General features: G+C 49.5%; 12 protein-coding genes. 7 read left to right on the plus strand and 5 right to left on the minus strand.

Annotated features, from left to right (window positions below):
- The first annotated feature begins 8 nt into the window (after nucleotides 1–8).
- Nucleotides 9–1,127 (plus strand): heparan-alpha-glucosaminide N-acetyltransferase domain-containing protein, encoded by a 1,119-nt coding sequence (locus OLMES_RS25575; protein WP_087463863.1) that lies wholly within the window; start codon nucleotides 9–11, stop codon nucleotides 1,125–1,127.
- 31 nt (nucleotides 1,128–1,158) lie between these two features.
- A complete protein-coding gene (locus OLMES_RS25580; protein WP_087463864.1) occupies nucleotides 1,159–3,696 on the plus strand; it encodes a penicillin acylase family protein in 2,538 nt (845 codons plus the stop codon).
- A gap of 6 nt (nucleotides 3,697–3,702) precedes the next feature.
- On the opposite strand, the gene OLMES_RS25585 is transcribed toward OLMES_RS25580, so the two are convergent.
- Nucleotides 3,703–4,386 (minus strand): PEP-CTERM sorting domain-containing protein, encoded by a 684-nt coding sequence (locus tag OLMES_RS25585; protein ID WP_087463865.1) that lies wholly within the window; start codon nucleotides 4,384–4,386, stop codon nucleotides 3,703–3,705.
- A 183-nt stretch (nucleotides 4,387–4,569) separates the two neighbouring features.
- Nucleotides 4,570–5,868: an anthrax toxin-like adenylyl cyclase domain-containing protein gene (locus OLMES_RS25590; protein ID WP_087463866.1), complete on the minus strand. Its 1,299-nt coding sequence runs from the start codon at nucleotides 5,866–5,868 to the stop codon at nucleotides 4,570–4,572.
- 258 nt (nucleotides 5,869–6,126) lie between these two features.
- Here OLMES_RS25590 and OLMES_RS25595 point away from each other — a divergent pair, with 258 nt between their 5' ends.
- Nucleotides 6,127–6,945 (plus strand): dienelactone hydrolase family protein, encoded by an 819-nt coding sequence (locus OLMES_RS25595; protein ID WP_157678606.1) that lies wholly within the window; start codon nucleotides 6,127–6,129, stop codon nucleotides 6,943–6,945.
- A gap of 11 nt (nucleotides 6,946–6,956) precedes the next feature.
- A complete protein-coding gene (locus OLMES_RS25600; RefSeq protein WP_087463868.1) occupies nucleotides 6,957–7,652 on the plus strand; it encodes a hypothetical protein in 696 nt (231 codons plus the stop codon).
- Nucleotides 7,653–7,679: 27 nt separating this feature from the next.
- Here OLMES_RS25600 and OLMES_RS25605 read toward each other — a convergent pair whose 3' ends face one another.
- Complete coding sequence (locus OLMES_RS25605; RefSeq protein ID WP_087463869.1) at nucleotides 7,680–8,033, minus strand: hypothetical protein; 354 nt, start codon at nucleotides 8,031–8,033, stop codon at nucleotides 7,680–7,682.
- A 167-nt stretch (nucleotides 8,034–8,200) separates the two neighbouring features.
- Between OLMES_RS25605 and OLMES_RS25610 the strand changes: the two genes are divergently transcribed.
- Complete coding sequence (locus tag OLMES_RS25610; protein WP_087463870.1) at nucleotides 8,201–8,800, plus strand: Crp/Fnr family transcriptional regulator; 600 nt, start codon at nucleotides 8,201–8,203, stop codon at nucleotides 8,798–8,800.
- Between the two features lie 94 nt (nucleotides 8,801–8,894).
- On the plus strand, nucleotides 8,895–9,731 hold the full coding sequence (locus tag OLMES_RS25615) for an alpha/beta hydrolase (protein WP_087463871.1): 837 nt from the start codon (nucleotides 8,895–8,897) through the stop codon (nucleotides 9,729–9,731).
- A gap of 108 nt (nucleotides 9,732–9,839) precedes the next feature.
- On the opposite strand, the gene OLMES_RS25620 is transcribed toward OLMES_RS25615, so the two are convergent.
- Both OLMES_RS25620 and OLMES_RS25625 read right to left on the minus strand, forming a co-directional pair.
- Nucleotides 9,840–10,244, minus strand: coding sequence for a PilZ domain-containing protein (locus OLMES_RS25620; RefSeq protein ID WP_087463872.1), 405 nt, complete (start codon nucleotides 10,242–10,244; stop codon nucleotides 9,840–9,842).
- A 300-nt stretch (nucleotides 10,245–10,544) separates the two neighbouring features.
- Nucleotides 10,545–11,582 (minus strand): aldo/keto reductase, encoded by a 1,038-nt coding sequence (locus tag OLMES_RS25625; protein ID WP_087463873.1) that lies wholly within the window; start codon nucleotides 11,580–11,582, stop codon nucleotides 10,545–10,547.
- Between the two features lie 152 nt (nucleotides 11,583–11,734).
- Between OLMES_RS25625 and OLMES_RS25630 the strand changes: the two genes are divergently transcribed.
- Nucleotides 11,735–12,148: a DUF1801 domain-containing protein gene (locus OLMES_RS25630; protein WP_232465212.1), complete on the plus strand. Its 414-nt coding sequence runs from the start codon at nucleotides 11,735–11,737 to the stop codon at nucleotides 12,146–12,148.
- Nucleotides 12,149–12,169 lie beyond the last annotated feature (21 nt).

Here is a 12,169-nt window from a genome sequence, read left to right on the forward strand (position 1 = left end):
TTATATCCATGAATGCCACTACAGTTGATTCGAGCAGAATCAAAGCATTTGATTTGGCCCGTGGCCTCGCCGTTTTATTGATGATGCTCATACACACTTTGGACTTCTATGGATCCAGTACAGTGCATGAAACAATGATCGGCGCTTCTTTTAAAGCGTTTGTCGGTTGGCCAGCAGCCTCTACGTTTGTCTTTATCATGGGGATTTTCGTCGCTTACACCCCCAACGCGACATTGGCTCAGGGATTGAAGCGAGCCGCCATGCTGTTTGCTCTGGGCTACGTTCTGAACCTGTTCAGAGGCACAATCCCGATGTGGTTATCCATACAAATGGGCCTCGTCACCTATGAGGATTTGGGACCTCACACTCCACTTACAGAGTTTTTAATCGTTGACGTCCTCCAGTTTGCGGGAATTGCCTTTGCTGTGTGCAGCCTGCTGCAACACTATTTACCCAACCCAAAATATTGGTTAGCCACAGCACTGCTGGTTAATTTTGTGTCGCCCCTGCTTTGGGATATCAGCACTGGCAACCTATACCTCGATGAGCTTTTACAAATCTTTTGGGGCTATGAAGCACAAGGGGCCATATTCCCTCAATTCCCCTGGCTCACCTACCCCTTGGTTGGCATGGCATTTGGTGGCTGGCTAAAAACAAGTTCCAGTTTGCCTGACTTTTTCAGGCGTTCTTTCTGGATCGCCACTACCGGTATGGTGATCGGTCTCGGGATTATTTTCACCGATGTTGAGTTCCATTTGGCAGACAGTCTTCGCGGTGGACCCGGTTTAATTATTTGTATTTCCTGCTTCACGATATTGGTGCTTTGTGCCTGTCAGTTCATTGTTAACAGTATTCCCCACAATCCGATATTCGCCATACTTTACACCTGGAGTAAATACGTAACCGTCGTATACATCATACAGTGGCTGCTCGTTGGCTGGGGGCTGATGATCTTCGGTCTGCAAACCATGAACAGCAGCCAAGTCCTTATGGCCATGCTGGGTGTTGTGGTGCTCTCGGATCTGGGGATGCGGGTCTGGGTTAAAGCCACCACCTCCAACAACATCCAACGACATCCAACGACATCCAACAACATCAAAATCGCGGATGCCCAGGCCAGCGCTTGAATCAACAATATCAGAGAAATAGGCACATAAAATGGGAAGCAGTGTAATAAAGAAAACAGGAATTGGACTGACTGGAATCCTAATCGTTTTAGTCGGTATTGGAGCCTATGTATATTTCATTCAACGGGGCTACATCGAGCCTGAATTGAACCGGGAGATATCCAGTGCGGCACTCCAGCAAAAAGTTGATGTTTATCGCGATGGATACGGTATTCCTCACATCTTCGGAGAATCGCTCGAAGATGTGTATTTCGCAGTCGGCTATACCATGGCTGAAGAACGTCTCACACAGGTTGAATTGATTCGACGTACTGCTAAAGGAGAACTGGCAGAAATATTTGGCCCCAAACTAGTTGATTACGACAAATGGTCTCGATCACGGGCCTACACTCAAGAAGAGCTATCCACGATGATAGCAGGCCTGCATGACAACCCCCGAAAAGCGTTTCTCGCGATGGTCAAAGGGTTGAATCACTACATTCAGGAGGCAGTCGATCATCCTGATGAAAAACGCCCTATCGAATTTGACTTTTTAGGCATTGAGCTCCAACCCTTTACCCCGGAGGATATTCTCTCCGGCATCACCTTGATTCTACGTAAATTCGGATCGAGTGGTGGCACAGAGTTAACCAATCAGGCATTCCTGCAAGCGCTCGTTGAACGGTATGGGAACGATACCGCCCAGCTGATTTTTGACGATATTTTGCCCCTAGCGGATCCGGACGCCCATGCAATCGCGGACGATAGCAAGCGAACACGACTACACCAGTCAAGCAACGCCGTCTCCATGTCAAGAACCCAGTTGTCAGCCACTGCGCTAGCGGCATCGGCAGAGTTCCGCGAACAGACCCTGGCGTCTGTTGATGTGGTAAGTCAATTCGGTATTTCACAGGGCGCGAGCCGCACCATCGTGATCGGTCCGGAACGCTCGGCGACCGGTAACCCACTTATTCTTCAGGGTACTGCCGATGGCCGGGAAATCCACATCAAGACGCCCGAGTTTGAATTCGCAGGGCTCACTGTGCCTCCCATGGGCATTCCCCTGCAAGGGAAAAACATGCACATTGGTACGGTCGTCACAACAGGGGAACGTGACACCATAGATATTTTTGCCTTGCAAACAGATCCCGACAACCCGAATCGTTACCGGTACCGGGGACAGTGGCATGACATGGAGCTCCGCACGGAAACAATTAATGTAAAAGGGGCAGAGCCGGTTAGCTTTGAACTCGCAACAACCGTCCATGGCCGGGTAATACTACGTGACCAAGAAAACAATACCGCCTATGCCCAGCGATGGGCCATGTGGATGGAAGAAGCAAACGTTTGGGCCAGTGCACTGGAGATTTTGAACGTTCAGTCCGCCGACGACCTGGCGGAAAACCTCAACAGTGGATTTGCAGCCAACTCAAACCTGTCTTACGCCGATAAAAACGGACACATCGGCTTTCGACATACCGGTAACCTGCCTATTCGCTCACCCGGTGCAGACCCAAGGCTCCCCGCCAATGGAGACGGCTCTCAGGATTGGCTGGGTATGACCCCCCATTCAGAAAATCCCGGTTTACGAAACCCCGGAAAAGGTTTTATCCACGCCTGGAACAATACCCCGGCAAGCGGCATCACCTATGGCGACGGATCACGCTGGGGTAAACATTTTCGAACACATCTTCCCTTGGAACTCATAGCGGGAAAAAACAAAATTTCAATTGCAGATCTGAAAGCATTCAATCGAACGATTAGTGCATCTTTCTATTCAGTTGATCTGTCACTCACTTCACCAGCCTTTTTTGCACCTTATCTGAAAGCCGCTGCAGCACGAATGGAAGATCCTCAAGCCAAACAAGCAGTACAGCTGATGCTGGAGTGGAACGGGCTATTTCTGGATAAGGATGGTGATGGCTATTACGACCATCCCGGCGCAATACTTTTCCGTACCTGGCTTCCCACGGCCCTTGAAACCGTCTTCAGTGACGATATTGATGACTGGTGGCGCAAACTTGACGATGACGTCTATATCCCCTACCAAACTTCGTTGTTGTTAAGAGCGCTGGAGGGCAAACAAGCAGGTAATCCCATGCAGTTCGATTACTTTAATGGACAAGATCCAGCAGACCTCATCGCCCAAAGCGTATCGGCCACAGTCAAACAGTTGCATGAGCGTTTTGAGTCTGATGACCTGACGAGCTGGTTAGAGCCCGTCTATTGGCGCTATATGGTTCGCGAGGACATGCGCGATGGCGAAAAACATACATTTAATCCGAAGCGCTCAACTCGTTATGGCGGTGGCGCGGTTAAGCTACGCTATCTACCCAAAGCGTTTATCGACAATGGTGCCCCCGACTGGCTCTCGATTATGGAAATCACCCCGGAAAAACCTTATTACCTGAGCGCCATCCCGAGTGGTGGACAAAGCTGGTTTATCAACACCGGCTGGAAGGCAAGCCCTCATATTAATGACCAACAGACATTACATGAGGCGCTTGAGTTTAAGACGGTACATCTTGATGAGGAGACAATCCTGAAAGAGCACCAGACCCACTTGGTCATCAGGCCGGTGATCGATTAAGCCCTGCTAAATCTTGCTGTTCTGGCGACGACGCAGGCCTGTCATTGCCAGTGCAGCAACAACACAAAGCGCAAGCGAGCCGGGTTCAGGTACTTCCGAGATTGAGAGATTATCAAACTGCAGCATCTGGCTGGAATTGCGACTACCGGTAAGCGCCAGCACCAGATAATCATAGGATGCAAAATCAGCCTCACTAATCGAGAACTCATTTGAATAACCGATAAAATCAACACCATTTTCACTGCCATCATCAGGAGCATAATCACGGGTCAATCGTGTGGCGCTGGTTGGTACAGTTGACCAGGTTAGCGATCTAAGGTTGAAGGTCGCACCATCATTTGCAGCAAACACCTGCCAATAATTCAATTGGTTGCTGTAATTGCTGTACAGTGTTTCCAGCAGGAGTTCATAGGTACCCGCATCCGGGAGAGCAATGGCATAGAGCATGCTGCGGTAGTGATTTCTATTGTCATGGTCCAGATTAATCACACCGTTTTCAATGGAAAATGCAGCCTCGCTACTGGAATTCGTGCTGTGAGGAGCATACCAGGTATCCAGATCATCGGTACCCGCTGTCCAGGTATTTTCAGTAACCACCGACATGGCACTTTCAAAATCAAAATCGATAACGCCTGCGGTCACGTTACCCGAGACACAAACCAATACAAACAACAAAGCTCGAATCATCATCACATCTCTCCAAAAATCAGTATCAGGTCAAAAGCTATTTTTAAAATTGATCTATTAAAGAGAGCGTTATCGACGGGATAAATCAGCAGGCGAAATGACAAACGTTGTGAAATGTGAGCGGCGTTTCAATAAAAAAGCCAGCACAATGCTGGCTCTAAAAATCGATGGCGAATGCTGTGACGACTAGCGGATTTGACTGGGCAAGCCCCACACCCAGCTTTTCGGCACAAAATAACCTGCCCCCTTGAGGGCAACCGCATACTGTTTAAATTCTGCATAAGTTTCCAACGTGCACACTTCCGTGTAGGTTGCAGTCGGCAAGACCTGTCCGCTGGTGGGTCGGACCAGCGCCGAAGGCTGAAAGACCGTGAGCGGAAAGCCATCACCGAAGCCATTGCTCAGAATCTGGTTCATCTCGGACTCGGTGATCGCCCCGAAGCCTTTGTGACGGTGAGACTCCGCATTATGATGAACGCGACGCATGGGTGCCTTGGAGCCCAGTGCTCCCATCTCGGCATTCAATTCATTGATACACCGCAGTATTCGGGGCGTGAGGTTACCCATATCTTCATGTTCTTCCCGAGGATCGTATTTCCCTGATTCCTGCTGCAAATTCAGTTTCGCCTGTTCACTGTAGCGGCTGCCCTGATAATCTTTGTGATCGAACTTTCCTCCGGTGTGCAGCCGGGGATCCAACACATTGTCCATCCCCACACCCGGACCGTAGCTCAAGCCCGGTTGTTGTTTGTTGCCAAACCACAGTCCGGGTTTATGGATCGAAGTGGATGTCAGGCTGCCGTATTGGCCCCATGACGGACAGATCGCCATCAAGTCATAGTCACCGGTCATGGGCTTCTCACCGCCTTTCTCTCCCGAGCACATCACCTCAAGAGGCCCGCCCACCTGCGCATCAACCAATTTGAAAAAGTTTGTACCGGCACCCTCCGGGTAATACCAGATTTCATAGTCGTTGCTCTGACTGCGGTGTATCGCTTTAAACGCAAACTCTTTGCCACCGCCACTGGGTTCGCATATCAGAATTAAATCCTTGGAGCCTTGAACTTGCGTCTTGCTTTTGATCGCCTTTCGCGCCGGGTGCTCCTCTGGTCGATTTAGCTGATCATTAATTTCACTGTCCGTAAGGACCAACGTTTGCTTCTTGGCATAGCCACCTTTGATACCTTTATCATTTGCCTGGGTTCCTTTGTCTGCTTTTTGTTGATTAAACCAGACCTTACTGTACTTCCCGAGATACGGTACAAATCCCGCCTGCGGCCCCCAGTCTGAACTCTTGCCTTTTACATGAAAGTTCTTGGTTGGGTAACCCCGTTCGATCCAGCGTTTCGCCCAGGGCCCGGTAGAACGAAAGATAATCACTTCCCCGAGTTTATTTGCTACCCGGGTGCATGCCTGCATATCGGACCGGATCATGCCATTTTGCGAATGGCGAAAAGATGCTTCTAAACCTTTAATTACAGCCATGCCAAGCCTCGTTTACGAGTTTTTATTTTCAATTTGGATTTGATCATGTTTCAGAGTAGACCAGAGTCGCCTATTTCAAACAGGTTTCAATCGAAAAGTCCCAGTGTGTCTGTGACTCAGTTAACATGCCCTATAATCAACTGCGCCAAATCGACCACTTAACCCTCAGCAAAATTTTGGCAAAAAATGACCTCGACCACAGCACCTGTCAGTCAGTACACTTGTACCACACAAAACACACCAATAGGGAGCAGATCCATGCCGGATATGGATGATTTTCAGGCGTTTGAGTTTTCGTATGATGGCCTGAGCAAACCGGTCTTTAAATTGGGGAGCGACGATCAGCCTGCGGTTCTCATCATGATTGAGCTGCCCGGTATGACACGGCATACGGTTGAATTCGCCAGACGTCTCAATCGGGAAGGCTATACCATCTATCTGCCACTCCTTTTTGGTAAGCCCGACAGTCCCTATGAACCGGGACGAAATTTGTTCAAGATTTGTATTCAAAAAGAGTTTAACTTGCTGGCACACAACAAACCGAGTCAGGTCACCGAGTGGCTTCGGGCGCTGTGCCGGGAGATGCAGAAACAATCCGGTGGGCCAGTCGGCGCAATTGGCATGTGCTTTACCGGCGGCTTTGCGCTCTCGTTATTGATCGATGAAGCTGTCGCCGCCCCCGTCGTCTCACAACCCGGTTACGCCAGAGGTTTCCTGACCAAAAAAGGAAGAGCAGACCTGGGGATTCCTGACTCAGAACTGGACCAGGCCGTTAGCCGCTCACTGAATGAAAACATTCCCGTACTCGGCTTACGCTTTACCCACGATGTAATCTGCCCCAAAGCCCGCTTTGATGCCCTGGAACAACGGCTGGGCAAAAACTTCATACGCATCGATATCGACAGCTCACTCCGCAATCCCCACAAGATCCCCGTCTATGCCCACTCCGTACTTACGGTAGACTATCAAGACAAAGAAGGACATCCAACACGGCTTGCTTATGAAAGGTTAGTGGCGTTTTTGAATGAACGTTTGCCGCACGCAAGTTCGAGCAAGATCGCTGAAACCAGTGTTTAAGGAGATCCCGTGTGAATACGTCAAACTATATCAAGCAACAAGTCGCATCATTCAGCCGAGAGTGGCATCGCACCGGTGTATTTCTGGCCGGAGTACGCAGCGAATCAGGATTCAGCAACCGGGGCGAAGGGAAAGATTTATTCATCCTGCTCCCCAACGACACGAATAAACGACAAATAGCTGCACATAATGCAATTGTAGTGGGTGCAGAAACCGATTGGCCTGAGCTCTGGGTGCGCCCCAGCTATTCAAGCTACGAAGTGGCCTTCGCCCAATTCGCGCAATGGCATGCAGACTACGACTACCTTAACGCACCCGATAAATCCCGATACGATGTCGACCACGTCTTCAGCCACACCCGAGCCGGTCCAGCACAACTCAACATGCAATACGTCCGCCTCGCATTAGTGGAACGCAGTGCCAATCGCAGTTGGGGTTCTTTCGTCGAAAAGGCCATGGTCACCACAGATGCAAGGCACCAAAACAAAACCCACCATTACGCCACCCTGTTCCTGCTCGCAAAACTCATCGGCCTCAACGCACCAAGCAAGGTCTCCTATCTCGACGATATCAAGAAACTGGCCAAAAAACTGATCAACCAGGGCTTTGGCAGGGAGGCAGAATACGACCTGTTTGTATTTCAAATGCAGTATCTATACGAAGTGGAAGTACTGAACATACCGCCACTACGTAAACGATTTCCGTGAAGAATTACTCAGTGGATCTCAGCAAAACTACTCTACTCGCAATAAAGTTTGGCCATCCCAGTCATCTTGATACTCCACGACAAACGATAATTCAGTACGATTAAAAGTGATTATGCTGACGTTGCCCGATTCGACTGAGTCTTCGTAGAGCGGGACAATTAAATCTTGATTACATGCATCGAGTTGAGGCTTGCCATCAAAAACTTGGAAGATAACCGTTTTGTCGTGCCACCCAGAAATACGACGTACTAAAAAATACTGAGTACCAAGCGTCGAATTTGTGGCTACTATCTCCGTCGTATCAACAACCGGGGGACAATCTATCCTCTGATCGGAACAGGCTGTCAGCCCCATCAAAATTACACTCAGAATGTTGACCATCGTCTCGAAACTCCATTTTCCGAGCACTATAATTGAAAGCAGAAGGAAGATCCTACCACAGAAAACAGTATAATATAGAGGTAGAAATCCCCCATTTTATCGGCAGACAAATCTACGAACTCTGTATCGGGAAATTGACAACGAGTGAGTAATTACGATAGCAAACAATGGATATGAATCAGCAGCAACTCACAGACTGCGCGGAGTACTTTTTATCTCGATTTGAATCGCTCGGAGCGACAGATATTCGCGAGCTCATTCCGGATGAGGTATTTCGCGTTCACCACTTGGCCAAGAGTGAAACGCTTGTGGCATGCGGTAAACAAGACAACCGTTTGTATCTGGTCATTGATGGCTTGCTGAAGATTGACCACGTTACAGAGAATGGTCGCCACTATGTTCGGGCATTTCTCAGGGAGGACATGTTTTACGCCACTCTCAGCAGCATTCTCACACAATCACCCAACCAGTGTACGGTGCAGGCAATCGAACCCTGCACGATCTGCTCTATTCCATTTTCCTGCCTGCAAACGGGCCTGGATCAATCACTCAAGCTCAATATTGCCTGGCGACGTTATATGGAACAGCATTTCATCCGTCATGAACGTCGAGAACTGGATCTGCTGGGTAACGATGCCCGGAAACGCTATATCAACTTCATTCGGGATTACCCCAGTCTCGAATCACGAATACCGAATCACCTGATCGCAGCCTATTTAGGTGTCACGGAACAATCTCTTTCACGCATCAAGCGGAATCTTACCTGATTCAAGATCTCACCTTATCATTTGGTAATGCCTGTACGAGCACATTCCTCTACCGTTAGAGCAATCACACGGCTCAAAACGAAGAGGATGCAACATGACAACCCAATGGCAGGACTTCTCATACACTTCAGTCACAGGACATCACTGTTGGGGATACCACGCAGGTGGTACGCGTGGCACAATACTGTTTCTGCACGGCTGGGGCGATCATGGGGAGCGTTACAGGGAACTCGGCGAACAGTTTCATGCCCGCGGTTTTGCTGTGGTTCTTCCTGATCTGCCAGGGCACGGTCGATCTGCCGGCCCTCGGGCGAGAGTCGAGCGATTTTCTGATCTAGTGGGCGATTGTTTGCGTATTCTGGAGACACTGAATATTACTGAACCGGTATGGTTAAACGGTCATAGTATGGGCGGCTGCCTGGCCTTTCATCTTGCACTGCAGTACCCGGAACGGGTGAAGGGTGTGATATTTAACAGCGCAGCTCTGACGATCAACCCTGCCATTCAACTCTGGAAACGCATGTTGTCCAGACTGCTCGGGCGTCACTTCCCTCACTTGAAACTGGCGACACTGAAACAAGCCTGGATGATGAGTCAATGTCCAATTGAACGCGAGCGCTACTGCAGTGATCCGCTGATTTATCACGGGAAGATTGAGGCGGGTACAGGCTTGGAGTTGATGAATGCCAATGGGTATGTTGCCGACAACATGGCTAATTTCAGACATTGCTTTTTGGCACTTCAAGGAGCGAAAGATGCACTCGTCAATCCAGAGGGGCCAGAACGGTTACATCGGATTGCAGGCGTAGAGGGTGCAGAACTTTGCATATACCCTGAAGCCCGTCACGACTTGCTGCATGACCTCGAGTCTCCTGCCGTCATGCGCAAAATGCTGGAATGGATGGAGGACCAGTGTCCTGCGCTGCCATAGGCGAGGAAATACGATCCGCTGCTCGTTTCCCCGCATGGACCGGGGAAACTTGAGGAAAAGCCGGCCTTAAAATAGCACCTTGGCATGCACTGAGCACAATGAATTTACTTACGCGATCTTCTGCTCTGACAATCGAGCTGTCAGCGCGGCCTGGCGGGTCAGGAAGTTTTCGATGCGCAGCAAGTCTTTGGCCACATCACCTGTCGGGTTTCTTACGACTTTCTGGTCGAATTCAACGCCGTATTCATAAAACCCGACTAATTTGTTCACCCGGACAATTCGCGCATTGATTTGCTCTATGCCGATGGTTCCCACATCCAGTTCCAGTTGAAGGGATAGCGTGATCACATCATCAACATGGTATTCCCGGTTGGTTTTCAAGCACATTCCGAAGAATGAAAAGTCTTTTGCTCTGGCTTCTTCCCATAGTTGTTTGAGAAGGCCTTTGGACACACGAATGGACGATTTAAGATTGGCTGTTGGCATTCGTGTACGTGCCCGTAATTCAGTCATCACTGCAGAATCCTCCCTATTGGATACGATGCCAAGATTACGGAAGATAACAATCTATTACTGTTTTATAGTTGGCGTTTTTGATGAAAAACAGCACGTAAAAGAGGGTTTTTAAGGCCGGATTCAAAATCTGAGAATTGTCTGTCAAATGAATGAGGTACTGGTTAACAGAATCCAGAATGACGTTCACGACGGAAGCAACGATATATTGTGATTTGCTACCGTTATCAACTGTTTAGTAAACGTACAACCACGCCCCACCGTAACTCCAGTGTGGCGTGAAGAGCACCAAACCGCAGATTAATAGGGCTGGGGTAATACTCGGTGAATGGATTCAATTCCTGCCAGGACTTCGGCAGATAAGGTCAGGTCAATCGAGTCGATGTTACTGCGCAATTGTTCCATGGTAGTTGCACCAATCAGATTCGAGCTGACAAACGGTCGACTGTTCACAAACGCCAAAGCCATCTGACAAGGGTCAAGCCCGTGTTGTTTGGCCAGCGCCATATATTGGCGAGTCGCGTTGTCCGTTGCTTCACCGATCCGGTGTTCGGGTCGGGTCTCTATCGTCAGGCGTGCACCTTCGGGCCGCGCACCATCCAGATATTTTCCGCTCAGAATTCCGCGACACAAGGGCGACCAGGCCAACAGGCCACAGGCTTCACTGTGTGCAATTTCACTCAGATCCGGTTCAAAATACCGGCATAGCAGGGAATACTCGTTTTGGATGGAAGCCATGCGTGGCAAGCCATGCTGTTCTGATAGCTGTAACCACTTACTGGTGCCCCAGGCCGTTTCATTGGACAGACCAATATGACGGATTTTGCCAGCGGCAATCAGATCCTGAAACGTTTCCAGCACTTCGAGAAAGTTTTCAATTTCTTGCGCTGCATCGAAGCCTGGTGCAAATGTCCAGGTTTTACCGAAGTGATATGACCCTCGATTGGGCCAGTGTAGCTGGTAAAGGTCAATATAGTCCGTTTGCAGTCGTCGCAAACTGCCCTCGACGGCTTGGATGATGGTCTCTTTGGTGATGGCACTGCCTTCGCGAATCCACGCTAAACCCGGCCCGGATATTTTGGAGGCAAGAATGACTTTATCCCGGGTGCCTCTCGCCTTGAACCAGTTACCTATAATGGTCTCGGTTGAACCATAACGATCTGCCGCAGGGGGAATGGCATACATCTCCGCGGTATCGAAAAAGTTAATGCCTCGCTCGAGCGCATAATCCATTTGCTCGAAGCCTTCATCCTGTGTATTTTGATTTCCCCAGGTCATTGTACCCAGGCCGATCAGACTGATGTCCAAGTCGGTTTTACCCAGTTTGCGGTATTCCATGTTTCAAGTCCTGTAAGGCAGGGGTGAATACGAATAAAAACGTAGCATATCGCACCACCTTGAAACGTCAACACGACCTTGGATTTACGCTACACTTTTGAGACGCCCGCAATTACCGCATCCGCAAATGTCAGGACAAGGAGCAAAGGAACGTGAGCAAATCCACCACGGCAGAAACGGCCACCGGCCCTAGCCTCGTCGACCAGAAAATCGCAGCCCTCAATGACTGGCGCGGTGACATGCTGAGCCAGATCCGAAAACTCATCAATGAGGTTGACCCGACAGTTGAAGAAGACTGCAAGTGGTTCAAGCCAACCAATCCCACCGGCGTACCCGTTTGGTCCAATAGTGGAATCATCTGCACTGGAGAATCATACAAGGCAAAAGTAAAACTGACCTTTCAAAAAGGTGCATTTTTACCCGATCCAAGTGGCTTGTTCAACGCGAGCCTGGAAGGCAAACAGCGACGGGCAATCGATATCGGTGAAGGTGAGACTATCGACGCCGATACCTTCAAAGCCCTGATTCAAGCCGCCATAGACCTGAATAACGCCCCCCGGAAATAAACCGGCAAGTCAGGAGTTAGT

Origin of the sequence: Oleiphilus messinensis (genome assembly GCF_002162375.1) — a bacterium.
GTDB classification, from domain to species: domain Bacteria; phylum Pseudomonadota; class Gammaproteobacteria; order Pseudomonadales; family Oleiphilaceae; genus Oleiphilus; species Oleiphilus messinensis.

Bases quoted from the DNA above. Each gene is read 5' to 3' on its own strand.
- OLMES_RS25575 (WP_087463863.1), top strand. From the start codon at position 9: ATGAATGCCACTACAGTTGATTCGAGCAGAATCAAAGCATTTGATTTG.
- OLMES_RS25610 (WP_087463870.1), top strand. From the start codon at position 8,201: ATGGATATGAATCAGCAGCAACTCACAGACTGCGCGGAGTACTTTTTA.
- OLMES_RS25605 (WP_087463869.1), bottom strand. From the start codon at position 8,033: ATGGTCAACATTCTGAGTGTAATTTTGATGGGGCTGACAGCCTGTTCC.
- OLMES_RS25595 (WP_157678606.1), top strand. From the start codon at position 6,127: ATGCCGGATATGGATGATTTTCAGGCGTTTGAGTTTTCGTATGATGGC.
- OLMES_RS25620 (WP_087463872.1), bottom strand. From the start codon at position 10,244: ATGACTGAATTACGGGCACGTACACGAATGCCAACAGCCAATCTTAAA.
- OLMES_RS25585 (WP_087463865.1), bottom strand. From the start codon at position 4,386: ATGATGATTCGAGCTTTGTTGTTTGTATTGGTTTGTGTCTCGGGTAAC.
- OLMES_RS25580 (WP_087463864.1), top strand. From the start codon at position 1,159: ATGGGAAGCAGTGTAATAAAGAAAACAGGAATTGGACTGACTGGAATC.
- OLMES_RS25615 (WP_087463871.1), top strand. From the start codon at position 8,895: ATGACAACCCAATGGCAGGACTTCTCATACACTTCAGTCACAGGACAT.
- OLMES_RS25590 (WP_087463866.1), bottom strand. From the start codon at position 5,868: ATGGCTGTAATTAAAGGTTTAGAAGCATCTTTTCGCCATTCGCAAAAT.
- OLMES_RS25625 (WP_087463873.1), bottom strand. From the start codon at position 11,582: ATGGAATACCGCAAACTGGGTAAAACCGACTTGGACATCAGTCTGATC.